The 25161-nt window shown below is 57.8% G+C and carries 27 protein-coding genes and 1 riboswitch; of the genes, 14 read left to right on the forward strand and 13 right to left on the reverse strand.

Annotated elements, in window-relative coordinates:
- Positions 1-5 precede the first annotated feature (5 nt).
- From cmk to miaB, 10 genes are all read right to left on the reverse strand, one after another.
- Positions 6-623: a (d)CMP kinase gene (gene cmk, locus AC2FLP_RS17140; RefSeq protein ID WP_117869789.1), complete on the reverse strand. Its 618-nt coding sequence runs from the start codon at positions 621-623 to the stop codon at positions 6-8.
- Complete coding sequence (gene aroA / locus AC2FLP_RS17145; protein WP_496685142.1) at positions 620-1966, reverse strand: 3-phosphoshikimate 1-carboxyvinyltransferase; 1347 nt, start codon at positions 1964-1966, stop codon at positions 620-622. Before aroA ends, cmk begins: the two co-directional genes overlap by 4 nt.
- Before the next feature lie 68 nt (positions 1967-2034).
- A complete protein-coding gene (trmB, locus tag AC2FLP_RS17150) occupies positions 2035-2745 on the reverse strand; it encodes a tRNA (guanosine(46)-N7)-methyltransferase TrmB (RefSeq protein WP_205511814.1) in 711 nt (236 codons plus the stop codon).
- A 96-nt stretch (positions 2746-2841) separates the two neighbouring features.
- Complete coding sequence (gene metK / locus AC2FLP_RS17155) at positions 2842-4023, reverse strand: methionine adenosyltransferase (RefSeq protein WP_117869792.1); 1182 nt, start codon at positions 4021-4023, stop codon at positions 2842-2844.
- 5 nt (positions 4024-4028) lie between these two features.
- A riboswitch (SAM-SAH riboswitch) is annotated at positions 4029-4078 on the reverse strand.
- A 41-nt stretch (positions 4079-4119) separates the two neighbouring features.
- Entirely contained in the window at positions 4120-5625 is a 1506-nt protein-coding gene (lnt, locus tag AC2FLP_RS17160) for an apolipoprotein N-acyltransferase (RefSeq protein WP_496685139.1), read from the reverse strand.
- Positions 5622-6509 (reverse strand): hemolysin family protein, encoded by an 888-nt coding sequence (locus tag AC2FLP_RS17165; protein ID WP_496676688.1) that lies wholly within the window; start codon positions 6507-6509, stop codon positions 5622-5624. Before AC2FLP_RS17165 ends, lnt begins: the two co-directional genes overlap by 4 nt.
- A 36-nt stretch (positions 6510-6545) precedes the next feature.
- Positions 6546-7040, reverse strand: a complete 495-nt coding sequence (ybeY, locus tag AC2FLP_RS17170) for an rRNA maturation RNase YbeY (RefSeq protein ID WP_496685137.1) — start codon at positions 7038-7040, stop codon at positions 6546-6548.
- A 36-nt stretch (positions 7041-7076) separates the two neighbouring features.
- Entirely contained in the window at positions 7077-8099 is a 1023-nt protein-coding gene (locus tag AC2FLP_RS17175; RefSeq protein ID WP_299898466.1) for a PhoH family protein, read from the reverse strand.
- A gap of 136 nt (positions 8100-8235) precedes the next feature.
- Positions 8236-9000: an outer membrane protein gene (locus AC2FLP_RS17180; RefSeq protein ID WP_496685136.1), complete on the reverse strand. Its 765-nt coding sequence runs from the start codon at positions 8998-9000 to the stop codon at positions 8236-8238.
- Positions 9001-9173: 173 nt separating this feature from the next.
- Positions 9174-10493 carry a tRNA (N6-isopentenyl adenosine(37)-C2)-methylthiotransferase MiaB gene (gene miaB, locus AC2FLP_RS17185; RefSeq protein WP_299898461.1) on the reverse strand — a complete coding sequence of 440 codons (1320 nt, stop codon included), beginning with the start codon at positions 10491-10493 and terminating at the stop codon, positions 9174-9176.
- A 123-nt stretch (positions 10494-10616) separates the two neighbouring features.
- Between miaB and AC2FLP_RS17190 the strand changes: the two genes are divergently transcribed.
- Positions 10617-11480, forward strand: a complete 864-nt coding sequence (locus tag AC2FLP_RS17190) for a hypothetical protein (RefSeq protein WP_496685134.1) — start codon at positions 10617-10619, stop codon at positions 11478-11480.
- 6 nt (positions 11481-11486) lie between these two features.
- Here the strand turns inward: AC2FLP_RS17190 and AC2FLP_RS17195 are convergent, their stop codons facing one another.
- Positions 11487-12284, reverse strand: coding sequence for a phytanoyl-CoA dioxygenase family protein (locus AC2FLP_RS17195; protein WP_299898457.1), 798 nt, complete (start codon positions 12282-12284; stop codon positions 11487-11489).
- Positions 12285-12367: 83 nt separating this feature from the next.
- On the opposite strand from AC2FLP_RS17195, the gene AC2FLP_RS17200 reads away from it, so the two are divergent.
- A complete protein-coding gene (locus tag AC2FLP_RS17200) occupies positions 12368-13264 on the forward strand; it encodes a LysR family transcriptional regulator (protein WP_299898455.1) in 897 nt (298 codons plus the stop codon).
- Positions 13265-13268: 4 nt separating this feature from the next.
- Here the strand turns inward: AC2FLP_RS17200 and irrA are convergent, their stop codons facing one another.
- Positions 13269-13685, reverse strand: coding sequence for an iron response transcriptional regulator IrrA (gene irrA / locus AC2FLP_RS17205; RefSeq protein ID WP_117872833.1), 417 nt, complete (start codon positions 13683-13685; stop codon positions 13269-13271).
- A 186-nt stretch (positions 13686-13871) separates the two neighbouring features.
- Between irrA and fabA the strand changes: the two genes are divergently transcribed.
- Genes fabA through AC2FLP_RS17225 form a run of 4 tightly spaced genes read left to right on the forward strand, consistent with a single transcriptional unit; the run spans position 13872 to position 16677 of the window.
- Positions 13872-14381 (forward strand): bifunctional 3-hydroxydecanoyl-ACP dehydratase/trans-2-decenoyl-ACP isomerase, encoded by a 510-nt coding sequence (fabA, locus tag AC2FLP_RS17210; RefSeq protein WP_117869801.1) that lies wholly within the window; start codon positions 13872-13874, stop codon positions 14379-14381.
- A gap of 31 nt (positions 14382-14412) precedes the next feature.
- On the forward strand, positions 14413-15642 hold the full coding sequence (gene fabB, locus AC2FLP_RS17215) for a beta-ketoacyl-ACP synthase I (RefSeq protein ID WP_299898452.1): 1230 nt from the start codon (positions 14413-14415) through the stop codon (positions 15640-15642).
- Positions 15643-15647: 5 nt separating this feature from the next.
- A complete protein-coding gene (locus AC2FLP_RS17220; RefSeq protein ID WP_496685131.1) occupies positions 15648-16439 on the forward strand; it encodes an enoyl-ACP reductase FabI in 792 nt (263 codons plus the stop codon).
- Between the two features lie 58 nt (positions 16440-16497).
- Complete coding sequence (locus AC2FLP_RS17225) at positions 16498-16677, forward strand: hypothetical protein (RefSeq protein ID WP_496685129.1); 180 nt, start codon at positions 16498-16500, stop codon at positions 16675-16677.
- A gap of 33 nt (positions 16678-16710) precedes the next feature.
- Here the strand turns inward: AC2FLP_RS17225 and AC2FLP_RS17230 are convergent, their stop codons facing one another.
- Positions 16711-17139, reverse strand: a complete 429-nt coding sequence (locus AC2FLP_RS17230; protein WP_496685127.1) for an FKBP-type peptidyl-prolyl cis-trans isomerase — start codon at positions 17137-17139, stop codon at positions 16711-16713.
- Positions 17140-17265: 126 nt separating this feature from the next.
- Here AC2FLP_RS17230 and AC2FLP_RS17235 point away from each other — a divergent pair, with 126 nt between their 5' ends.
- The 8 genes from AC2FLP_RS17235 to AC2FLP_RS17270 all read left to right on the forward strand — a co-directional run bounded on the left by AC2FLP_RS17235 (position 17266) and on the right by AC2FLP_RS17270 (position 25056).
- Positions 17266-17952, forward strand: a complete 687-nt coding sequence (locus AC2FLP_RS17235) for a haloacid dehalogenase type II (RefSeq protein WP_496676711.1) — start codon at positions 17266-17268, stop codon at positions 17950-17952.
- Entirely contained in the window at positions 17952-18782 is an 831-nt protein-coding gene (locus AC2FLP_RS17240) for an alpha/beta fold hydrolase (RefSeq protein ID WP_299898446.1), read from the forward strand. The genes AC2FLP_RS17235 and AC2FLP_RS17240 overlap by 1 nt, the downstream gene beginning before the upstream one ends.
- Positions 18779-19753 (forward strand): threonine ammonia-lyase, encoded by a 975-nt coding sequence (locus AC2FLP_RS17245; protein ID WP_299898444.1) that lies wholly within the window; start codon positions 18779-18781, stop codon positions 19751-19753. The genes AC2FLP_RS17240 and AC2FLP_RS17245 overlap by 4 nt, the downstream gene beginning before the upstream one ends.
- Before the next feature lie 60 nt (positions 19754-19813).
- Entirely contained in the window at positions 19814-20602 is a 789-nt protein-coding gene (gene pcaD, locus AC2FLP_RS17250) for a 3-oxoadipate enol-lactonase (protein WP_496685124.1), read from the forward strand.
- A gap of 11 nt (positions 20603-20613) precedes the next feature.
- Positions 20614-21327 (forward strand): alpha/beta fold hydrolase, encoded by a 714-nt coding sequence (locus AC2FLP_RS17255; RefSeq protein WP_496685123.1) that lies wholly within the window; start codon positions 20614-20616, stop codon positions 21325-21327.
- Positions 21328-21427: 100 nt separating this feature from the next.
- Complete coding sequence (locus AC2FLP_RS17260) at positions 21428-22627, forward strand: TCR/Tet family MFS transporter (protein WP_299898438.1); 1200 nt, start codon at positions 21428-21430, stop codon at positions 22625-22627.
- Positions 22628-22709: 82 nt separating this feature from the next.
- Positions 22710-23804: a Zn-dependent alcohol dehydrogenase gene (locus tag AC2FLP_RS17265; RefSeq protein ID WP_299898435.1), complete on the forward strand. Its 1095-nt coding sequence runs from the start codon at positions 22710-22712 to the stop codon at positions 23802-23804.
- A 19-nt stretch (positions 23805-23823) separates the two neighbouring features.
- Entirely contained in the window at positions 23824-25056 is a 1233-nt protein-coding gene (locus AC2FLP_RS17270) for a mandelate racemase/muconate lactonizing enzyme family protein (protein WP_496685121.1), read from the forward strand.
- The last annotated feature ends 105 nt before the right edge of the window (positions 25057-25161 follow it).

Raw genomic sequence — 25161 nt, forward strand, 5'->3', positions numbered from 1 at the left:
CGACGTCAGCGCGTCGCGGGCAGTTTTGCGCTGATGATTTCAAGCGCTTTGGCCAATGCAGCCTCGATGCTGAGATCTGTTGTATCCAGTTGCACCGCATCCTCAGCTGGCTTCATCGGCGCAGCGCTGCGCTCTGCGTCCCGCGCATCCCGCTCTTTGACATCCGCCAGAACCCGCTCGCGCGTCACGTCAGCACCTTTTGCACTAAGCTCCAAAAACCGGCGTTCGGCTCGCACTTCTGGGCTGGCCGTTACAAACAGCTTCACCTCGGCATTGGGACAAATCACCGTCCCGATGTCGCGCCCATCCAAGACGGCCCCACCTGACCTTCGGGCAAAGGCGCGCTGAAAATCCACCAAGGCGGCGCGAACCTCGGGAATCACCGCCACTTTGGATGCGGCCTGCGCGATTTCAGCCGTGCGCAAATCACCCTGCTCAAGCTCTTCAGCCGTCAGGGACTGCACGGCTTCAAGCGCGCCAACCCCTTCGAGGGTACGCCGTCCGACGGCCCGATACAGCAAGCCAGTGTCCAGATGGGAAAACCCGAAATGCGCCGCCACGGCCTTGGAGATCGTGCCCTTGCCCGCAGCCGCAGGTCCGTCAATGGCGACAGTGAAGCTCAACTGCGCTCTACCTTTGCCCCAAGCGACGCCATCAACGGCTCAAAAATCGGGAAGGATGTCGCGATCGGGCCACCATCATCCACGCTTACCGGGTTCTGCGCGCCCATGCCCATCACCATGAACGACATGGCAATGCGGTGATCCAGGAAGCTTTCGCACGTTCCGCCGCCCGGAACCTTGCCGATACCCAACCCTTCGACCGACCACCAGTCGTCACCCTCGTTGACCGTGACGCCGTTGGCTCGCAGACCGCGCGCCATGGCATCGATGCGGTCGCTTTCTTTCACCCGGAGTTCCTTCACTCCGCCCATCATCGTCGTACCCGTGGCGTTTGCGGCAACCACGGACAAAACCGGATATTCGTCGATCATCGAGGCCGCGCGTTCTGGCGGTACATCAATGCCCTTCATGTTTGGCGAGTATTTCGCGCGCAGATCGGCAACCGGCTCGCCGCCCTCTTCGCGCTCGTTTTCATAGGTCAGATCCGCGCCCATCTCGCGCAGCGTGGTGAATAGGCCTGCCCGTGTGGGGTTCAGGCCGATGCCGGGCACCAGCACATCGGAGCCAGGCGTAATCAGCGCCGCACAAACCGGGAAGGCCGCGCTGGACGGGTCACGGGGAACGGCGATGACTTGCGGCTTCAATTCGGGGCGCCCAGTCAAAGTGATGACCCGGCCTTCATCAGTGTCTTCCACCGTAACTTCGGCACCGAACCCGGACAACATCCGCTCGGAATGATCGCGGGTCGCCTCTTTCTCGATAACCACGGTTTTACCGGGGGCATTCAGCCCCGCCAGCAGGACGGCGGATTTCACCTGAGCTGAGGGTACCGGAACTTCGTACCGAACCGGAGTCGGGTCCGCCGCACCGACGATCGTCATGGGCAAACGCCCACCCGAGCGGCCCACGGCCTGCGCACTAAACAACTCAAGCGGATCTGTCACCCGCGCCATGGGACGCTTGTTCAGGCTAGCATCCCCGGTAAACGTCGCCGCAATCGGCGAGGTCGCCATGGCACCCATGATCAGCCGCACCCCGGTGCCGGAATTGCCGCAGTCAATCACCTGATTCGGTTCGGCAAACCCGCCGACACCCACGCCGTGCACGGTCCATTCGCCGCCACCATGATCTGTGACTTCAGCCCCGAAGGCCCGCATTGCCTTTGCGGTGTCCAACACGTCCTCACCTTCGAGCAAACCCGAGATCCTGGTCTCGCCCACCGCCATCGCGCCGAGGATCAGCGACCGGTGCGAAATCGACTTGTCCCCGGGCACCTCTGCCGTGCCGGTCAGCGGGCCGCAGGGATGCGAGGTCATCGGGATGGGCGTTCCGTGTCCGGACATGGGGGCTCCTTTTGCGCTATCAGTGCTCAAGCCGATTAGCGAATTGGCACCGGTTGGTCCAGCGGCAATCAGTCTTTGCGGCGGAAGGTCAGGTAATGGGGCGTGCGACCTTCGCGCAAGGCCTTCTGCTCGTAGCGCGTGGAAATCCAGTCCTCCCACGGCTCGCGCCAATCTGCGGGGCGTTCGGCCAACCACTCGAACCCGGCGCGGGGGACTTCCTCCAGTGTCTGCCGCACATAGTCGGGGATGTCCGTAGCGACCCGGAAGATCGATCCGGGTTTCAATACCTTCGCCAACGGCTCAAGATGTTCCGGTGTCACGAAACGGCGACGATGATGCCGGGTTTTGGGCCACGGATCGGGATACAGAAGAAAGGCGCGCGATATACTGGCCTCTGGCAGCACGTCGAATAGGTCGCGGGCATCGCCGGGATGCACGGCAAGGTTCTCAACCCCGGCCTGTCGGATTTTGCCCAGCAGCATGGCAACGCCGTTGATATAGGGCTCCGCCCCGATGATGCCGATGTCGGGGTTGCTTTGCGCCTGATGAATCAGATGCTCGCCGCCGCCAAAGCCGATTTCCAGCCACACCGGCTTACCGCCGAACAACTTGTTCAAGTCCAGCGGCCTGCGCTCAGGGTTGGTGTCCCAGTCCACCGCGCCGGGCGACAAAGCAGCCAGATCTTCGTTCAGATAGGTCTTTTGGCTGGGCTTCAGGGTCTTGCCCTTGAAGCGGCCATAGAAATTTCTGCGCGGGCGTTGTGGAGTCTCGGTGCTCATGGCCGTCGCCATACTGCGCGCCAGAGAACGTTGCAAGGGGCGCGGTACGCACAAGGTAAAAGCGCGCCCTGAAAGGCGCGCTTTGTGTTGTTCAGATCAGACCGCGGACTTCAACGCATCGACCAGATCGGTGCGCTCCCAGCTGAAACCACCGTCTTCACTCGGCTGGCGACCAAAGTGGCCATAAGCCGCTGTACGTTGGTAGATCGGCTTATTCAGCTGAAGATGCTGGCGAATGCCTCGCGGCGTCAGATCCATGACCTCACCCACGGCTTTCTCGATTGCCGCATCCGCCAATTGGCCGGTACCATGCGTGTCGGCATAGATCGACAGCGGCTTGGACACGCCAATCGCATAGCTCAGCTGAATCGTGCAGCGTTCGGCCATGCCAGCCGCCACGACGTTTTTGGCCAGATAGCGTGCTGCGTATGCTGCCGAACGGTCAACCTTGGTCGGGTCTTTGCCCGAGAACGCGCCGCCGCCATGCGGGGCCGCGCCGCCATAGGTGTCCACGATGATCTTGCGCCCGGTCAGGCCCGCGTCACCATCCGGTCCGCCGATAACGAATTTGCCGGTCGGGTTGACGTGCCATTCGGTTTCAGCCGACAGCCAGCCGTCAGGCAGGGTTTCACGGATATAAGGCTCGACGATGGCGCGGATATCATCCGAAGACAACGCTTCATCCAAGTGCTGCGTAGACAGAACGATCGAGCTAACGCCGACCGGCTTGCCGTCGCGATAAACGACTGACAGCTGCGACTTTGCATCGGGGCCCAAAGCGGGTTCGGTGCCGTTCTTGCGTACTTCCGCGAGACGCCGCAGGATAGCGTGCGAATACTGGATCGGTGCAGGCATCAGCTCCGGAGTTTCAGTCGTGGCATAACCAAACATGATGCCCTGGTCGCCGGCACCCTCGTCCTTGTTGTCCGCAGCATCAACGCCCTGAGCGATATGGGCGGATTGTTCATGCAGCAGGTTGGTTACCTCGACAGTTTCGTGGTGAAACTTGTCCTGCTCGTAACCGATGTCTTTCACACAATCACGAGCGATCTGTTCGATGCGCCCCATGTAATCGTGCAGCTTGTCTTGATCAGTCAGGCCTACTTCACCGCCAATCACAACCCGGTTGGTTGTTGCAAAGGTTTCGCAGGCCACACGGGCTTCTGGTTCTTCGTTTAGAAATGCATCAAGGACAGCATCCGAGATACGGTCGCAGACCTTGTCAGGATGCCCTTCGGAAACGGATTCCGAAGTAAATGTATAGTTCTGTCGGGACATAAATGCGCTCCATTAGGGGTTTCTCCGTCACGCCAGGAAGCCGTTGTGACAGGTCACAGACGCATACGCGCGCTTCAAGATGGGGTCAATCTCTAATTATTTGCTCAGGCGACGGATGCTGAACCACACCAGCGCAGCAAGAAACAATAGCGCCGCAAGAACAGGGCTGTCCCCGATGCGGGAATAAACTGTTGGCTGTTGTGGCTGCGGCAGGATCGCATCCACGTATCCCGCCTTGCCTAAAGCCAATGAGGCCGTGACCTGACCCAGCGGGTCAATCATCGCCGATATTCCGGTATTGGCCGAGCGGATCATTGGCAGACCCTGCTCAATCGCCCTCATCCGGGCTTGTGCCAAGTGTTGAAACGGTCCCGAACGAGTTCCGAACCATGCGTCGTTGGTGATCTGCAACAGAAAGTCTGCCCGACCCGGCGCCCCGTTTACACCCTGCGGGAACACGGCTTCGTAACAGATCAGAGGCAACGCCTTTCCCATTTTGCCAAAATCTAAGAGATCGGGCCCTGGCCCCGCGCTGAATCCATGCCCCGCTGTGGCCGCCAGCCCATAAATCCCAAAACGGCCCATCAAATCGCCAAGAGGTACATATTCTCCAAACGGGGCCAAATGGTGTTTGTCATATAGACCGCTCTGCCGCCCGGCTTCATCCAGATAGACCATCGAGTTAAAGATCCTCGGACCGTTTCCGCGCTGGATCCCCAAAACCACAGCCGTCCCCTGAGCTGCATCCGTGATGGAGGCCAAATACGGTTGTGCGCTGCCCAGCCAGGCCGGAACTGCGGTCTCGGGCCAGACGATCAGGTCCGGTCTGGGCAAAGCGGCGGAATACTCAATCTGACGGGCGAAGAACAAAGGCGCATACGCCGGGTCCCACTTTTGGTGCTGCGGCGCGTTGGGCTGAACAATACGAACTGTGTGCGGGCCGTCCTGAACCCTTGGCCGTATCGACGCATAGCCCATCGTCAGGACTACCATCACAGCTGCAAAACTCAGTGGCCGGGCCAGCGCCTGCAAGCGTCTTTCTTGAACCAATGCTGCCCCTATTGGAAACGCCACGGCATATGTCAGCGCATTTAGGCCATACGGCCCCACCAGAGACAGCAACTGCGCCATAGGTGTATCCACCCAGATTTGCGCCACACCGGCCCATGGAAACCCGGTCAGTACGTAACCCCGAGCCAGTTCGGCCAGAGACAGCGTCACAACCAGAAAAATGCTTTGTCGCATGGCCGTTGCGCCGAAATGTCGTGATAGTCGAAACGCGACAGCCCAGAACAAGGCAAGCCCGCCGGCCATGAACACCAGCGCAAACGGTGCCATCCAGGCATGGCGCTCTGCGTCCACCTGAAAAGGCTCGATGATCCAGCTGAGTGCATGCGCAAAATAGCCGGTAGCGAAAAACCAGCCGACCCAGCCCGCGCGAGCGCGGGTTTCACTGGCAAGGAAAACCGGAACGATCAAAATCAGCGCAAGAACCGCAGCGCCCCAATGCCCATGCGGTGCTTGACCAAAAGCACCGATCGCGCCCAGAGCGGCGGAGGCGAACAATCTAAACGATAACGGCCAGCCCCGGACAGGCGTCATGCAGCAACGTCCGGTAGCATGACGCGCAACCGTTTGATGCGCCGCGGGTCGGCGTCAACCACTTCGAATTCCGGGCCTTCAGGATGGATCACGACCTCGCCGCGCGCCGGAACACGCCCGGACAGCATGAAAACAAGCCCGCCCAGCGTATCGATGTCTTCTTCATCCACGTCCTCATGGCTGGTCAAGGACCGGCCGATCTCAGCCTCGAAGTCCTCAAGCGGCACACGAGCCTGCACCAGGTAGCAGCCCGGCTTTTCCTGCACCCAGAGCTGATCTTCGGCTGCATCATGTTCGTCCGCGATCTCACCTACGACCTGTTCTATCAGGTCTTCGATTGTCAGCAGCCCATCCACGCCGCCATACTCATCAATCACCAACGCCATATGGCGACGTTCGGTCTGCATCTTGGTCAGCAGGACACCAATTGGCATCGAAGGCGGCACGAACAGAAGCGTGCGCAACATAGATTTCAGGTCAAACTTGTCCGCACCGCCATTGAAACCATGGGTCAGTGCGAAATCCTTGAGGTGAACAAAGCCCAGCGGCGTATCCAGTGTTCCTTCATAGACCGGGATTCTGGACAATCCACTGTCCCGGAACACATCGGCCAGTTCATCCTTGGTGATGGTAGAAGGGACCGCGATGATCTCAGCCGTGGGAATGGCCACGTCTTCGACGCGCATCCGGCGCAGGTTCATCATCCCGCGGGGCTGAGCCACCGCTGCACTCTGCCCGTTTACCACCGGGTTTTGTTGACTCTCTTGACCCGAGAACGCATCGAAAATTCGGGAAATAAACCCGCTTTTCTCTTGAGTATTATTGCTGCTGTCCTGAGATTGCGCGCTTTGCGCCGCCCTAGAACTGCCGTCTGTTTCGCCCATTACCTTGTTCCAACTAATCGGGTCACCTGACCCACTTCATACCTTATATGGGTCATCTATACCTAACTTGCCAAGTATCTCGACCTCAATCCCTTCCATCAGAGCGGCATCGGGGTCACGAATGTGATCATATCCCAGCAAATGCAACGTTCCGTGGACAAGCAGATGAACGACGTGATCGTCAAAGTCCTTGCCTGCCTCATCGGCCTCTCGTGCACATGTGTCGAAGGAAATTGCAATATCACCCAGAGGGATTTCACCGGTGAAATCCGGCTCGGGCGGTTGGGGCACTTGTCCGGCTTGGTCCGGGGACAAATCTTCAGCCGGCCAGCTCAGAACGTTGGTTTCGGTTGGTTTGCCGCGAAACTCGGCATTCAGTTCCGTAATGCGCGCGTCATCGCAACCCAGAACGCTGACCTCGCAACACCCCGGGTCCAGTTCCGCATAGGACAGAACCGCAGAGATCGCCTGCCGCGACAAAGACTCAAGCCCTTGCCACCGGTCGTCTTCGACAGTGAGTTCCAAATTCATCTTATCGTAAAACAGCCCTGTGAATGAGCCTTGCACTCAACTGGTTTCGCGGCCCGCATCAGCCTCATACGCCTCGATGATCGCGGCCACAAGCGGGTGACGCACCACATCCTTCGACGTGAAATAGTTGAAACTGATATTGGGAATCGTTTTCAACAGTCTTTCCGCATCCTGGAGCCCAGACTGAACGCCGCGTGGCAAATCCACCTGAGACCTGTCGCCGGTGATTACCATGCGGCTGCCCTCGCCCAGACGAGTCAGGAACATCTTCATCTGCATGGTCGTGGCGTTCTGTGCTTCGTCCAACACCACAAAGGCATTGGCCAACGTGCGTCCACGCATGAACGCCAGCGGTGCTATTTCGATTCGTTTTTCCTCGATCAGCTTGGCCAGCTGCTTGCCGGGCAGGAAATCATTCAGCGCATCGTAAAGCGGCTGCATGTAGGGATCGACCTTGTCCTTCATGTCACCCGGTAGATAGCCCAGTTTCTCACCCGCCTCGACGGCGGGACGGCTCAGGATGATTCGATCCACATGTCCGCCAATAAACATCGACACACCAACAGCGACGGCAAGATAGGTTTTACCCGTGCCAGCTGGCCCGATGCCGAAGGCAAGCTCGTTTTGAAACAGTGACTGCACATAAGCCTTCTGGGCGTCCGTACGCGGTTCGACCAGTTTCTTGCGGGTTTTGATCTCGACTGAACCGCCCTTGAACATTTCAAGCTGGTCGCCGTCGCGGCTGCCGGTCCCCTGTTCCGAAACACCCATCCGCAGTTCCCGGTCCACGTCTGCGGCCTCAACCTCGCGCCCGCCTTCCAACCGCGTGTAAAGGGATTGCAGCACCTCAATAGCCTGCTTCTGAGCGTCTTCGTCGCCCATCACGACAAGCTGATTGCCGCGGCGTACGATCTGGACGGAAAGCTTGCTTTCGATGTCGGTCAGATTGCGGTCGTATTCGCCACACAGGTCAATCAACAATCGGTTGTCGGGAAACTCTACAAACGCCTCGCGTTGGGGCATTTCATCTTGCGGTGGGGTCAGGGCACCGATGGCCAATCCGTTCTCCTGTCTTGGCAGTTCACCCCGAGCGTAGACAACAAATCTCGGTGGGCGCAAGCCACAGTTTCAAAAATAAACCCACAGATGACAAAAGCGCCGATCACATAAAAGGAAAATGCCAGTCAGACGCGCATCAGAAAGTATAGTTCAACCCGAATCTCAAACCGCCGTATTTCGGTGTCGACTTCGTGGAAAAGCCGGAACCGAATTGAATGTCTTCGGATTTGAACTGGACGTATTCGTATTCGCCGGTGACTGACCAATTGTCGGTCAGCTTGTGTTCGGCACCGATGCTTGCGGTGTATCCGCCCCGCCTGTCCGACGCGGAAAAGCTTTGTACCGAAGTTCCCGATGTGATGCTGTTGGTCGTTTCAACATCGCCCCACAGATAACCGACACTGAAAAAGTAGAGAACCCGACCGTTTCGGCTTGTCAGGCCGCTTCGATATCTGAGGGACAAAACGTCAGATATCTCTGCCTCACCCTGAACGTTCGAACTGCCGATCTGGGCCCTGACACTATCGTCCAAGGATCCGAAATCATATCCGACTTCAAAACCGTAGACAAAATCACGGCCACCCCTGGAGGGCAAAACACCGCGCCAACCACCGCGAAAGCCACCATAGGCTCCGGATACGTTCAGGTCGCCAATATCAAACAGCCCGGCGGGTGTTCTCAGTCCAAATCGATCATCCCCGCCCGAGCCGTAGCCGCCGGAAACCCCCAGGTAAAATGCACTGACGTCACTGCTGAATTTCTTGGGGCTAATTACAACTGGATCGGCTGTTTTGCCCTTCAAATCCCCGGCGATCGTCGCGCTGGCAAGTAGAGTGACCGCGGAAGCCACGGGCAAGGTTTTCACCAGGCTCAAGGCCCTGAAGCTCTTCAAGATTGACACTCGTACCTCCATCACTCCGATCTCCGGATCGGTGCATAATCGTTTTTTAGACGCAAAAACTGGCGCCCGAAAAAACATGGCTCCTCTCCGAGCATAGTTCCAAGCAATAAATCAAGGGTAAATTTTGGAAACAAACACCAACTATGGTGCCTGAACGGCGGAATCTCACTGACTCAGAGCAATTCACCGGCCAAAGAGTTGGCGCCCGACTCGGTGATCCGGACCTCTTTCAGATCACCAACGGCAATCTCGGGGCCTTTTACGTGAACCGAATGAAGATACTCGGATTTTCCGACCATTTGACCAGGCAGGCGGCCCGGTTTTTCAAACAAGACGCGGACTGTACGGCCAACCATACCGTCCTGAATTTCCCTTTGGTGTCGCGTGATAACGGCCTGAAGGCGCTGTAACCGTTCATCCGCCGCAGCCGGATCAACCTGAGCCCGCTCGGCCGCAGGTGTTCCCGGGCGTGTGGAGTATTTGAATGAATAGGCGTAGCCGTATTCGACCTCTTCAACCAAATCCATCGTTGCCTGAAAATCCTCTTCGGCTTCCTCGGGGAAGCCGACGATGAAATCCCCTGACATCACGATATCCGGGCGCGCTGCACGAATGCGCTCGATCAGGCGCAGATAGCTCTCTGCCGTGTGACTGCGATTCATCCGCTTGAGAATACGGTCCGAGCCCGACTGAACCGGCAGGTGCAGATACGGCATCAGCTTGTCACAGGTGCCATGCGCCTCGATCAAGTCATCCGCCATGTCATTTGGGTGCGACGTGGTAAAACGGATTCGCTCCAGTCCGTCGACCTTGTTCAGTTCCCAGATCAAACCCGCCAGGGTCATGTCACCATTCACCCCGGCCCCATGATAGGCGTTGACGTTCTGCCCCAATAAGGTGATCTCGCGCACACCGCGTTCGACCAAATCGTGGGCTTCACGGATGATGCGATCCGCCGGACGGCTGACTTCAGCACCACGGGTATAAGGCACGACGCAGAAGGCGCAGAACTTGTCGCAGCCTTCCTGAACCGTCAGAAACGCCGTCGGGCCGCGTTTGGCCTTGGGACGGTTTTTCAGCTTTTCGAACTTGTCTTCCTCGGGGAAGTCAGTGTCCAGCGCCTTTTCGCCCGCTCGGGTCTTGGCCTCCATCTCGGGCAGACGATGATAGCTTTGCGGACCAACGACCAGATCAACCAGCGGCTGGCGGCGCATGATCTCTTCACCTTCGGCCTGCGCAACACATCCCGCCACACCGATCTTCAGGTCAGGCTTTTCGACCTTCAGCCCCTTGAAGCGACCGAGTTCCGAATACACTTTCTCAGCCGCTTTTTCGCGGATGTGACAGGTGTTCAGCAGGATCATATCGGCATCATCAGGCGTCTTGGTTTCGACATAGCCCTGCCCGCCCAGCGCCTCGGACATGCGTTCGCTGTCATAGACATTCATCTGACAGCCATAAGTCTTGATAAACAGCTTCTTCGGTTCGGACATGGGACGGGCCTTTGCATTCGCTGGATCGGCGTCGTCTATACGCTTAGAACGCCGCTTGCAATGCGGGCGCAATTACCCGAATTTGGCAGGACTTTCCAGTGAAGCCGGACCCAAAAGCACCCGATGACATACGATTCCCTCGACCATTTCCTTAAATCGGGCCAAGCCGCATTGGCCAAGGGCCCGGTTGCATTGATTTTTGCCGAGGACGAGGTGGAATTGGCCAGCACGCTGCATCATCATCTGACGCTGGGCTTCAAATCAGTCATCGTATTTGCGCCGGACGAGTTTCATCTGACTGATGACCTGTCCGCCAAGGTCCATCGGGTCTGTTTGAAATGTGTTCCGCGGTTGGTTGTGTTTGAAACAATAAACAGGATCATTCAGGCCGCACCCGGTATCTGGATGTATTATTGCTACAACGCCGAATACCTGTTTTTTCCATATTGCGAAACGCGCAGCGTGGGCGAGATGCTGGTCTTTCACAGTGAAGAGCGTCGCAATGCGATGCTCAGCTATGTCCTCGACCTTTACGCAGAGGATCTGACCGCACATCCCAACGGCGTGGCCCCAGATCAGGCCATGTTCGACAGCGCAGGGTATTACGCCCATACCCGCCACGACCCAAGCGGTCAACCGCTGGACCGTCAGGTGGATCTTTCCGGTGGGTTGCGGTGGCGATTCGAGGACCACATTCCTTACGAACGTCGCAGGATCGACCGCATCGCTTTGTTCAAGGCTCAAAAAAACTTGGTGCTGAGACCCGATCACACCTCTAACGAGCCGGAATACAACACCTATTCCTGTCCCTGGCATCACAACTTAACGGCCGCTATCTGTTCCTTCCGGGCCGCGAAAGCTCTGAAATCCAATGCTGGGTCAACATTTGACATCCGCAGCTTTCGCTGGCGCAATTCGGTGCCGTTTGAATGGCGGTCACGCCAGTTGCTGGATCTCGGGCTGATCGAATCAGGTCAGTGGTTCTGAGCCGGCTTAGCGCTGCAACAATATCGGAAACCAATCCTCGCGCAGGCGCTGTCCCGGCGTCATGTCATGACCGGGAAACGGGGGCGAGGTTCGGCCGGGGCGCTCTACATACCGGGCATCGTCGCCTACCAGCCGCAGTGAAAAGGCGCGGCGACGGCTGTCTGACTGGTTTCCGCGCGCGCCGTGCAGCGTGCGATAGTTGAATGCAACGGCATCGCCGGGCTCCATCTCGAATTCGACAACCCTCATACCCTCGGCATCCGGGTCCGGCACTGGGATGTACTGACCTTCATCCGCGAAAAAGCCTTCTTCGGAAACCCATCGGGTCGGCAGAACCTCCTTCTCCCAACGGTGTGACCCGGCGACGCAACGCAGGGTCGCCTGCCTGACCGGATCAAGCGGAGACCAGAAGCTGATCGTCTGCTGACCCTCGACGAAATAATAGGGACCATCCTGATGCCACGGTGTCGCCATCGACGTTCCGGGTTCTTTGACCAACACGTGATCATGAAACATCTGAACGCTTTTCGATTGCATCAGATCAGCTGCAACCTCGGCCGCGGGAGAGGTCTCGATCACCTCGCGGAACTGTGGAATCCGGGTCCAGTTGCAATAATCATCAAAGAAACGACCTGTTTCACCGGCCTTCTTGTTTTCGGACGCGTACGGGCCGGGATCGGTCATATTCGCAGCCACCCCGTCCCGCAGCTGATCCACGTGGTTCGCGAACAATCCTTTGATCAGCACGACGCCATCCGCCTGATAAGTATCGATCATCTGCTGAGAAACGAGAGAGTGTGGCATCAGAAGCTCCTATGGATTTTCTGTTTTTGCTCTGAAAAATGTATTCTGTTCAAATCATATCTTTAGAAGCTATTATTAACCTCATGTTATATATTTCGCTGCGCCAATATGAATATGTCTGTGCAGTCGGGCGCCACGGCAGTTTGTCGGCGGCAGCCCAACATCTCAATGTTTCACAACCAGCCTTGTCTACTGCTCTGACGCGCGTTGAAGCCCATTTGGGGTATCCGTTATTCGTCCGCCGGCGCGGGGCGGCCATGGCGCTGACACCTCAGGGGCGTAGTTTCATAGACCGGGCTGAGGTCCTGCTGAAAAATGCTGCCCGAATCGAGGCGTCCGATACCTCCGTACCGGAAACAACCAAACTGAGATTAGGCTGCTTTACGGATCTGGCCCCCTTCCTGTTGGCTCCGGCCCTGCAACATCTTCGCGCCACCTTCGCCGATATCAACCTTACATACGTGGCGGAGTCTTTCGAAGGACTGCTGAATGGATTGATGGAGGGTCAGATTGACATCGCGATTACCTACGACCTGACCATGGACGCTGGGTTCGCTCGTACAAAACTGTTCGACAGCAGGCCGAAGGCCCTGATGCCCCCGGATCACCCACTGGCGACAACCACCGAAGTCACTCTTGCTGCGCTGGAAAGCTACCCGCTGATTTTGTCTGCGGAAGGCTTGTCGGCGCAACATATTCTTGGCCTGTTTCGGCAAAACGGTCTACGCCCGTCCGTCGCACACCGGGCGGCTTCACTAGAGATTCAACGCAGCCTTGCGGCTCATGGTGAGGGAATCGGGATCAGCTATGCCAGCCCACCCAGCACCTTCAGCTATGACACCAAGCGTCTGGTCAGCGTGCCTATCACCGATCGGGACGCAGCAGAATCCGTTGTTCTGGCACGCCACGGAACGGGTCCAGCTGACCCGGTCATAGGAAAGGCGGAACACGTTTTGCTGGCCGGACTGACGAGCGTTTAAGATCTTATTTCCTGCGCAAGCGGATGACGACATCGACAGACGCGATTTCGACACCTTCCGGCGCCTCGGGAAGACGCTGAATGACAAGCTGATCCGACGGCGCATCACTTAGCCGCGCGTCGTCTTCCCAATAGAAATGTGGATGATCATGCGTGTTCGTGTCGAAGTAGCTCTTGGATCCGTCCACCGTAATTTCCTGCAGCACACCTGCATCGCAAAACGCACGCAGAGTGTTGTAGACCGTTGCCAGAGACACGGCATCCCCGTTCGCCTTCGCCGATTCAAAAAGGCTTTCAGCAGTGACATGGCGATGTCGGCCGTCGCCCACCAGAAGCTCGGCCAGCGCCACGCGCTGACGCGTCGGTCGCAAGCCGGCATTCACCAGCCAACCCGTTGCGATTTCGCGGCTCTGAGGTGTCATCGATCCGATACCCATTATTGCTGCCTTTATATATAGGGGCGCATCACCGGCAATTTCAAATGAAATTCATTCGCAAGATAAGTGTCAACACAACATGATGTGGCGAGCTGCTCTTGCAGGACCTTGCAAACGGGTGCTAGACGAGGCCAGATGTAAAGACAGACCCCCGGCAGGAAAGGCGGCAGAATGGCCCAGTTCCCAAGCAGTTTTGACAAAGATGATCTGCTGAAATGCGCTCGTGGCGAGTTATTTGGCCCCGGCAATGCACAATTGCCCGCCCCACCGATGTTGATGATGGACCGGATCACCGACATCTCGGCTGATGGTGGTCTGCACGGCAAAGGCCATGTGCTGGCCGAATTTGATATCACACCTGACCTTTGGTTCTTTGACTGCCACTTCCCCGGCAACCCGATCATGCCTGGTTGTCTGGGCCTTGACGGGCTGTGGCAACTGACCGGATTCAACCTTGGCTGGCGTGGTTGGCAGGGGCGCGGCATGGCTGTCGGCGTAGGTGAAGTAAAGCTGACCGGCATGGTCCGCCCGGACCGTAAGATGCTGACGTATAAAATCGAATTCAAAAAAGCGATTCAAACACGCCGCCTGACAATGGGTGTGGCAGATGGCATCGTCGAAGCCGATGGCGAGATGATTTATGATGTCAAAGACATGAAGGTCGTTCTATCCGAGGCTTGAACCTGAACGGTCTGAAATAAGGAGTGCGCACATGCGTCGAGTAGTCGTCACCGGTCTGGGGGTCGTGTCCTCGATCGGGAACAATGCTGAAGAGGTTCTGGCCTCGCTCAAAGCAGGCAAATCCGGGATCGTGGCCAGCGAGCAGATGGCCGAACATGGTTTTCGCAGCCAGATCGCAGGTACGCTCAAGATCGACGTGGCCCAGCATGTGGACAAGCGTACATTGCGCTTCATGGGTCCCGGGGCCGCCTATGCACATATCGCCATGAGCCAGGCGATTGCCGATTCAGGGCTGACAGAAGACCAGATCGTCAACCCCCGCACCGGGCTGGTTGCAGGTTCTGGCGGACCATCGACCAGCGCCATGCTGACGGCGCATCAGACCGTTCTGAAGACAGGCGCGACCAAGCGGATCGGGCCATTTGCCGTGCCGAAATGCATGTGCTCGACGATTTCGGCAAATCTGGCGACGGCATTCAAGATCAAGGGCATAAATTATTCGATCACGTCCGCTTGCTCGACTTCGCTGCATTGCATTGGCAACGCGGCCGAACAGATCATGCTGGGCAAGCAGGATGTGATGTTCGCCGGCGGCGGAGAGGAACTTGACTGGACCCTGTCCTGCCTGTTCGACGCAATGGGCGCGATGTCGTCGAAATATAATGACACACCCGACAGAGCCTCGCGCGCGTTCGACGAAAACCGCGATGGTTTCGTGATCTCGGGCGGTGGTGGAATCGTTGTTTTGGAAGAGCTGGGCCACGCTTTGGCGCGCGGCGCCAAAATTTATGCTGAAGTTACAGGTTATGCCGCAACTTCAGACGGCCACGACATGGTTGCCCCTTCAGGTGAGGGCGGCGAGCGCGCGATGCGTCTAGCTCTGGATACCGTGCCCGAGGGGCGCAAGGTTGGCTATATCAATGCCCATGGCACCTCGACCCCCGTCGGCGACGTGGGTGAGGTCGAGGCCGTGCGTCGCATCTTTGGCGAAGGCAATGTGCCACCCATCTCGTCGACCAAGTCGATGACAGGCCACGCTCAGGGCGCGGCGGGCGCGCTTGAGACGATTTTCTGCCTGCTGATGCTGGAAAACGATTTCATTACACCATCGATCAATGTCGATACGCTTGCCGAAGGCATTCAGCCCGGTGAAATTGCAACTCAAGTGGTTGAAAACGCAGGACTGGACAGTGTCATGACCAACAGCTTCGGCTTTGGCGGCACAAACGGGTCCATGGTTTTGTCAAAGTATAACGGGTGAAAGTAATGTCGGATCTTCTCAAAGGTAAACGCGGCCTGATCATGGGCGTGGCCAATGACCGCTCGATTGCGTGGGGCATTGCCAAGGCCATGCACGAGGCTGGTGCCGAACTGGCTTTCACCTATCAGGGCGAGGCATTTGGCAAACGGTTGGAGCCGCTGGCTCAGAGCCTAGGCAGCGATTTCATGGTCGATGCGGATGTTACCGACGACGAGTCGCTGGATCGCGCTTTTGGCGAACTGGCCGAACGTTGGCCCACCATCGATTTTTTGGTCCATGCTATCGCATATTCGGATAAGTCCGAGCTGACAGGTCGTTTCCTGAATACCACACGCGCGAATTTCAAGCATTCGATGGATGTCTCGGCCTATTCCTTCATAGAGGTCGCGCGCCGCGCCTATCCTTTGATGAAAGACAATGGCGGTTCCCTGCTGACCCTGACTTATCAGGGATCCAACCGGGTTGTACCGAACTACAACGTGATGGGTGTCGCAAAGGCTGCGCTGGAATCGGCAACCCGGTATCTGGCCAACGATCTGGGGCCCGATGGCATCCGCGTAAACGCAATTTCCCCGGGACCGATGAAGACTCTCGCCGGGGCAGCCATTGGCGGCGCGCGCAAGACCTACAAGTTCTGCGATCAGAATGCGCCGTTGCGTTCTAACGCAACACTTGAAGCGGTCGGCGGTACCGCAGTGTATCTAACCTCGGATGCAGGTGTCTGCACATCAGGTGAGATCATCCGCGTTGATGGTGGTTTCCACGTACTGGGCATGCCTCAGCCCGAAGCCATGTGACTATTTCTTTCCCTGCCGCTGCCCAGATTTCACCATCATTTCGCGGCAGGAAAACAATATGAGCAAGCTAGACCAAATCATTGCAAACAATGCACGCGCAACGCAAAACCGGCGTAAGCCCAGTTTTCTCAGCCAACGGGCCAGAGTGCTTTTGCTAACATTGACTTCAATGTTGCTGGTGTTTGTCTTCTTTACTCAGCCACAGATGCGTGCCGCGATTCACTCTCTGATGGGCTGAGATACGGGCCGGACATCCAGCCCGAACCTCGTGTTAGTTGACTGAAACGACTTCGATCTCGAAAACCAGATCCTGCCCGGCCAGCGGGTGATTTGCATCCAGCGTAACAGTGGCTTCGTTCGAATCCACGACCGTTACCGGCACGGCCTGACCCTCTGGTGTTTGCATCTGCAACTGTGTCCCGGGATCCAGAGGAATGTCATCCGGAATACCTTCGCGGGGAATTTCCTGACGCATTGCAGGGTTGATCGGGCCGTAGGCGTCCGTGCAGGCAATCTCGACCCGCGTCTTGTCCCCGGTGGACAGACCCGCCATGGCACTGTCCAAACCCGGGATGATCTGGCCCGACCCAACCACGAATTCCAGCGGGTCACGCCCGTCCGAGCTGTCAAAGACTTTTCCGTCCAGCAACGTCCCGGTGTAGTGAATGCGAACCGTGTCGCCCTGTTTTATTTCAGTCATCGTGGCCTCCGGCCGTTCTAAAGGGTTAAGCGGCCAACCCTAGAGGTTGACACAATGTTGTAAAGCCTCGGCCCTTTCACCCCATTCCCCGATGTGCCAACCTGCGCGCAATCAGAGGAGGATCATATGGCGATCACGACCTGTGTGTTCGACGCCTACGGAACATTATTCGATGTTGCTGCGGCTGCCCGACAGGCGGCAGACGAGCCGGGCTTTGAAGCGCTGAAAGACAAGTGGCCCACAGTCGCGGGACATTGGCGCCTGAAGCAACTGCAGTACACATGGCTACGCGCCGTAGCGGATGCGCATGCGGACTTCTGGGATGTCACCCAGGACGGGCTGGATTGGGCCTTGGAAGCCGCGGGCTTGCAAGGCGACCCGGAACTGCGCCAGCGTCTGCTTGATCTCTATTGGGAGTTGCAGGCTTACCCCGAGGTTCCTGCCATGTTGAAGACCCTCAAGGATGGTGGGCTGCGGACAGCCATCCTGTCCAACGGTTCGCCCCCCATGCTGGAAGGCGCAGTGCAATCTGCCGGGATTGGCGATGTGCTGGATGATATTCTGTCGGTCGAAAGTGTCGGCGTCTTCAAACCCCATGCCCGCGTCTATGATCTGGTGCAAGAAAGGTTTGGCTGTGCCCGCGATGAGGTTTTGTTCGTCAGCTCAAACGGTTGGGATGCTGCCGGGGCCAGCGGGTACGGTTTTGTAACCGCATGGGTCAATCGGATTTCTGAACCTATGGACCGCCTTCCGTGGACACCTGCACATGTGTTGTCCGATTTGACCTCGGTTCCCAAGTTGGCCGGTCTCTGATGCCAGAATTCATGACAACGGACGGCAGGCGCATCTACTATGAGGAAACCGGGACCGGCACACCGCTTTTGTGTCTGGCCGGCCTGACCCGAAACAGCCGCGATTTTTCATTCTTTGCGCCATATGCCTCTGACCTGCGCATGATCACTATGGATTACAGGGGGCGCGGCCGTTCGGAATATGATCCCGATTACATGAACTACAACATCTTTCGCGAATCCCATGACGCGATTGAGCTGCTGGACGTTCTGGGGATCCAGAGAGCCGCCATTCTGGGCACATCGCGCGGCGGACTGATCGCCATGACGCTGGCCGCAAGCCATCCTGAACGTCTTGCCGCCGTTATTCTGAATGACGTGGGACCAGTTATCGAGCCGACGGGTATTGCTAAAATCATGGCCTACGTGGGCACACAACCCGCTGCCAAAACCCATGATGAAGCTGCCGCTGCATTGAAACACGTCATGGAAGCGCAATTTCCCGGAGTTCCGTTGGAAACCTGGCGCAAACAGGCTGAAATTCAGTATGAAATGCGGGACGATGGGCTGAAACTTCGATATGATCCAGCCTTGCGCAAAGCGCTTCTTGAGCAAGCTGCAAGCGGGACAGCACCTGATCTATGGATACTCTTTGAAGCCTTGCGCGACATTCCCACCGGTGTGATCCGGGGCGCGAATTCCGATATTCTGGGCTCGAACACGCTGACGGAGATGCACAGCCGCCTTCCCGGCCTGATTTCGGTCGAAGTGCCCGATCGTGGGCATGTTCCGTTCCTGAACGAACCCCAATCACTGGACCTGATACAGAAGGTATTGAAGAACGCCGCATGAGCACACTTGAGATGATCGAAGCCGCCGCAGATCGGCTAAAAGGACACGTCCGCGAAACACCGATCCTGTCGTCGCCCTTTCTCGACACCCTCGCAAGCCGCCGAATCTGGGTCAAACCGGAATGCCTGCAACATACCGGCAGTTTCAAGTTTCGCGGCGCGTGGTCGGCCATTTCTGCGCTGGATGAGGGCGTACGCAAGCGCGGCGTGATCGCATATTCATCGGGCAACCACGCGCAGGGCGTTGCGATGGCTGCTTCGAAACATCGTATTGCCTCGGTCATCGTCATGCCGTCAGACGCGCCGCAACTCAAGATCGACAATACCCGCGCGCTGGGCGGAGAAGTCGTTTTGTACGATCGCGCGAATGAAAGCCGGGAGGAGATTGGCGAAGCCATCGCGGCAGAGCGTGGTCTGACCCTGATCCGCCCCTATGACGAACCGCAGGTCATCGCGGGGCAAGGCACAACTGGGCTTGAAATCGCGAAGCAGGCTGCGGAACTTGGGGTTTCGCATGCGGATGTTCTGATCTGTTGCGGCGGAGGGGGTTTGACCTCTGGCATTGCGCTGGCATTGGAAAAACACGCGCCGAACTTGCGGGCGCGGCCCTGTGAGCCGGAAGGGTTCGACGACGTCAAACGATCATTGGCGTTAGGTCAAATTCAAAACAACACTGCGGCCTCAGGAAACATATGCGATGCCATCCTGACACCACAGCCTGGCGACATCACCTTTCCGATTCTTCATCGTCTTTGTGGGCCCGGAATGTCTGTCACCGAAGAAGAGGCGTTGCAGGCCATGGCACATGCATTTCTGCGCCTCAAAATCGTATTGGAGCCCGGTGGTGCCGTAGCGCTGGCCTCGGCCCTTTTCCGGGGCAACGAGATCGAGGGTGACGATGTGATCGTCGTCACCTCGGGCGGTAATGTCGATCCGGAAATATTCGCTAAGGCGTTGGAATTCCTGACCTGACAAGTGTACCAAAGCCGTGCAAATTGCACCAGGAACGCCGTGACGACAAGGACCTTTGTCATGATGACCGCTGATCTGGGCGACGTGAAGCTGAACTATCGCATCGACGGCCCCACGGACGGTGCACCCATTGTGTTTGCCAATTCCCTGGGAACCGACCTGCATCTATGGGATGCGGTGCTGCCATACATGCCCGACGGGCTGCGCATCATCCGATATGACAAGCGTGGGCACGGGCAATCCTCGGTGCCGCCTGCACCCTACTCAATGGGCGCTTTGGTGCGGGATGCAGAGGCGCTGCTGGATCACCTTCAGGTTCGCGATTGCGTCTTTGTCGGCCTCTCGATTGGCGGGATGATCGCGCAAGGGCTGGCGGTCAAACGCATGGACCAGATTCGTGCGCTGGTGCTGTCGAACACCGCTGCCAAGATCGCCACGCCTTCGGTCTGGCAAGAGCGCATTCAGGCGGCGCGAAAGGGCGGGATCGAGGCTCTGGCCGATGCCACGATGGAGCGCTGGTTCTCTCGCGAATACCGCCGCGCGCAAAACTACCTGCCCTGGCGCGATATGATGGTCAGCCAACCAGTCGAAGGGTATCTGGGCTGCTGTGCCGCCATTGCCGGTACCGACTTTTATACCCCCACAAGCGGCCTGCGCCTGCCCACGCTTGGGATTGCGGGCAGCGAAGACGGATCTACCCCGCCCGATCTGGTGCGGGAAACGATTGATCTTGTTCCCGGATCCCGATTTCGGCTGATCCGCCGCGCAGGACATTTGCCTTGCGTTGAGAAACCCGCGGAATACGCAGAAATCCTGACCGGATTTCTGACCGAAATCGGACATGTCTGAAGGAGAATGACATGGCGTCCTTCCTGTTGGTCCATGGCTCGTGTCACGGCGCCTGGTGCTGGCGCGACCTGATCCCCGCTTTGGAAACCCTGGGCCATTGCGCCCGCGCCATCGACATGCCCAGCCATGGTGCAGACCCCACGCCGGTGGCCGACGTCACGCTGGACAGTTGCCGCGATGCCATTTTGAACGCCTGTACACCCGATACGATCGTCGTCGGCCATTCCTGGGCCGGCTTTCCGATCAGCGCAGCAGCCGAGGCGCGTCCAAATGCGATGCGCGCCTTGATTTACCTGTGCGCCTATGTCCCTCGGGATGGTCTTTCGATGGCAGAAATGCGCAGACGCGGGCCGCGGCAAACCATAGTTCACGCGGTAGAAAAATCTGCAGACGGGCTTTCCTACACCGTGTCCGTAGATGCCATCCCAAAGCTGTTTTATCACGACTGCCCGGACGACATCCTGCCTTACGCGTACGCGCGCCTGTGTCCGCAAGCCATCCATCCACAAGAAACACCGCTGCCAGTCGGTCCGCGCTTTGCCAAAGTCCCCAAGGCCTATATCCGAACAACCGATGACCACACGATTCCAACCGAGTACCAGGCAGACATGAGTGCCTGCGTTCCCGAAGATCTTCGGCGCACAATCGACAGCTCACATTCACCGTTTTTTTCACATCCGCAGGAATTGGCTGAGCTTTTGTCCGAACTGGCAGGCAAACTCTAGTAACCAGTCTTAACGACATGGGTTGTGAGGGCGAACTCTCTCTTCCCTCATTCGTCGAGCATGAATAGGGTGCCGCACACAACTCATTTGTTCTGGTCCCATGCGTCTGCCGTTTTTCTTCATCCTCAGCATCGTCATGATCGATGCCATGGGCATTGGTCTTGTGATGCCGATCATGCCGCAACTGATTGTCGAGGTTCAGGGCGGCACCCTGGCCAATGCCGCAATCTGGGGCGGTGTGCTGAGTACAGCGTTTGCGGCAATGCAATTCATCTTTGGGCCCATTCTGGGAAACCTGTCCGATGCTTATGGGCGCAGAACCGTATTGCTGGTGTCTTTGTTCGTTATGGCCTTGGACTACATCGTCATGGCCGTGGCGGGCAGCATCTGGCTTTTGCTGGCCGGTCGTATCATCGGAGGCATTACGGCGGCCACCCATTCGACAGCCGCGGCTTTCATGGCGGATGTGTCCGACCCAAAAGACAAGGCCGCAAATTTCGGCCTTCTGGGCGCGGCTTTTGGCGTAGGTTTCGTCCTGGGTCCGGTGATTGGCGGATTGCTTGGCGAATTCGGAACCCGGGCGCCATTCTGGGCTGCGGCAGGGTTGGCGGCGCTGACCTTTTGCATCGGATACTTCGTGATGCCTGAAACGGTAACCGCCGAGAACCGGCGTGATTTCAACCTGCGGCGCGCAAATCCGGTGAATTCGCTTCGCGCCATTGCAGCATTGCCGGGCATCCGGCCGATGCTGTGGGTCTATTTCCTGTATTCGGTTTCAATCTACGTCTATCCCGCCATCTGGTCTTACTTCACAACCGAGCGGTTCGGTTGGTCACCGCAAATGATCGGCCTATCTCTTGGTGTCTATGGTATCGGAATGGCCGTCGTGCAAGGCGGCCTGATCCGCCCGGCCATCCGGCTTTTGGGCGAGCGGGGTACAATCATCTATGGCATGGTTTTTGAGATCATAAGCTTTGCCATTCTGGCCTTTCTGACCAACGGCCTGATCGCACTGCTTCTCATCCCAATTACCGCCATTGGGGCGGTCATCACGCCCGCCCTTCAGGCAATGATGTCAAGGGCCACACCAGATTCGCAGCAAGGCGAATTGCAAGGTGTCCTGACTGCGTTGCATGCGCTTTCCATGGTGATCTCACCGTTGGTGATGACCAGCGTATTCGCGCAGTTCATTCGACCCGACACCCCGCTCTACCTGCCCGGCGCCCCTTTTCTGTTGGCACTTTTGTTGATGCTGGCAGGATTTCTTCTGTTTAGGCGATCCCGGCCTGCCGTAGCGTAACAACGACACGCAAATGGCGGTTTCTGCCTTGCGAGCCGCCTTTTCCCACGCCACCGTGAATCCAACCGGAGTGAGGGAAAACATGCAAAAAATCAAAGCAGCAGTCTGCCGGGCATTTGGCGAGCCATTGGTGATCGAAGAAGTCTATCTGGCGCCCCCCGGCACGGGCGAGCTCGAGGTGACACTGGAGGCTGTAGCCATCTGTCATTCGGACATTTCATATGCTGACGGAGCATGGGGAGGGTTCCTGCCAGCCGTTTACGGGCACGAAGCCGCAGGCGTGATCAGCGCGGTCGGAGAGGCGGCAGGAGATTTCAAAGTCGGCGACCCTGTGGTGGTGACTCTGATCCGCGCCTGCGGGTCTTGCCCTGCCTGTGCAGGCGGGCAACCGACAATTTGCGAAACACCGTACGATACTGTCAAAGGACCATTGAAAACGAGCGACGGCGGCCCACTCGAACAGGCGATGGCATGCGGGGCCTTTGCCGAAAAGGTTGTGGTGAGCCACCGCCAGATTGTCAAAATCCCCGAAAACCTGCCTAAGGAACTGGCCAGCCTGCTGTCCTGCGGCGTGATTACCGGGGTCGGCGCTGCGGTGAATGCGGCAGGCGTGCGCCCCGGTCAGGACGTTGTGGTCATTGGGGCGGGCGGGGTTGGCCTGAACGCAATTCAAGGCGCGCGGATTGCAGGCGCGCGGCGGATCGTGGCCGTGGACATGACTGAAGAAAAGCTTGAGATCGCCAAAGAGTTCGGCGCGACCCACGGCGTCCTGGCCAGCTTGGATCAACCATGGAAAGCCGCATACAGGGCGCTGGGTGGACGCGGTGCCGATGCCGTTCTGATCACCGTCGGCGCGATTCCCGCTTATGATCAGGCCCCGCGCTATCTTGGGCGCGGCGGTAAGGCAATCATGATCGGGATGCCACATTCCGGTGACATGGCCAGCTATGAACCCGTTGTATTGGCAGCCCTGGGTCAGGGCGTCGTCGGGTCGAAAATGGGCGACGTTGTCATTCAGCGTGACATACCTTGGATGGTGGACCTGTACGCACAGGGACGGCTGAAACTGGATGAGCTGATCTCGGGCCGCTGGTCACTGGATCAGATCAACGAGGCCATCGCCGACACCAAAACCGGATCGGCCAAGCGAAACGTGATCCTGTTCGACAGGACTTGACCCACCGAAAGGATTTGGGATGAAACTGCAGGATCTCGACATCATCGTCACCGCCCCGCCCGCTCCGGGCTGGGGAGGGCGCTACTGGATACTTGTCAAAGTGACGACTGATACCGGCATCACCGGCTGGGGTGAATGCTATGCCTCGTCCGTGGGGCCCGAGGCGATGCGTCATGTCATTCAGGACGTGTTCGAACGACATATGCTGGGCGAGAACCCCGAGAACATCGAGCTCATGTTTCGTCGCACCTACTCCAGCGGCTTTACGCAGCGCCCGGACCTGACGGTGATGGGTGCGTTCTCGGGGTTGGAAATTGCCTGCTGGGATATTCTGGGCAAAGACCGGGACAGGCCGGTCCATGCGCTTCTGGGTGGCAGGATGAATGACCGGATTCGGGCCTATACTTACCTGTATCCCCTGCCTCAGCACAACCTGAACGATTTCTGGACCTCTCCCGAACAGGCGGGCGAAACGGCCGCGGAAATGGTGCGCCGCGGCTACACCGCCGTAAAATTCGACCCGGCCGGTCCCTATACGATCCGCGGCGGCCATATGCCCGCGATGAGTGACATTTCCATGTCTGTCGCCTTCTGCAAAGCGATCCGCGCGGCCGTGGGGGACAGGGCGGATCTTCTGTTCGGCACACATGGCCAGTTCAACACGGCCGGGGCTATTCGGCTGGGACAGGCGTTGGAACCATATCAGCCCCTTTGGTTCGAGGAACCTACACCGCCTGACAATATCGAAGATATGGCCCGCGTCGCCCGCAACGTACGCATACCGATTGCTACCGGAGAGCGGATGACCACGAAGGCAGAATTCGGAGCAGTCCTGCGTGCCGGAGCAGCCGAGATTCTGCAACCGGCGCTGGGACGTGCAGGCGGAATCTGGGAGATGAAGAAAGTCGCAGCCATGGCCGAGGTCTTCAACGCTCAGATGGCACCGCATCTGTATGCCGGTCCGGTCGAATGGGCCGCCAACATCCATCTGGCCGCTTCCATTCCCAATCTGCTGCTTTTAGAAACCATCGAAACACCGTTCCACGATCAACTCATCAAGGGCTCGATCCGGATCGAGAATGGGTTCGTCGCCGCCCCGACAGCTCCGGGCCTTGGGATCGATGTCGACGAAGACCTGGCCCGCGCACACGCATATGACGGAGAAGGGTTGCATCTGCAAATGCAGGAGGACCCATGCGATTACGTTGACGGCAACGCTTTTCAGGGGGGTGCTCCGGCAACCGAGGGGTGACAATACCAGTGGCCTTGATGCATATTGCCATCACAAATCATGATACAACGGTCAGAAAGTGGCACTAAACGAAACCGGACCTCAGGCACACCTAACAGACGCTCC

Source organism: Ruegeria sp. CDSA141, assembly GCF_059612005.1.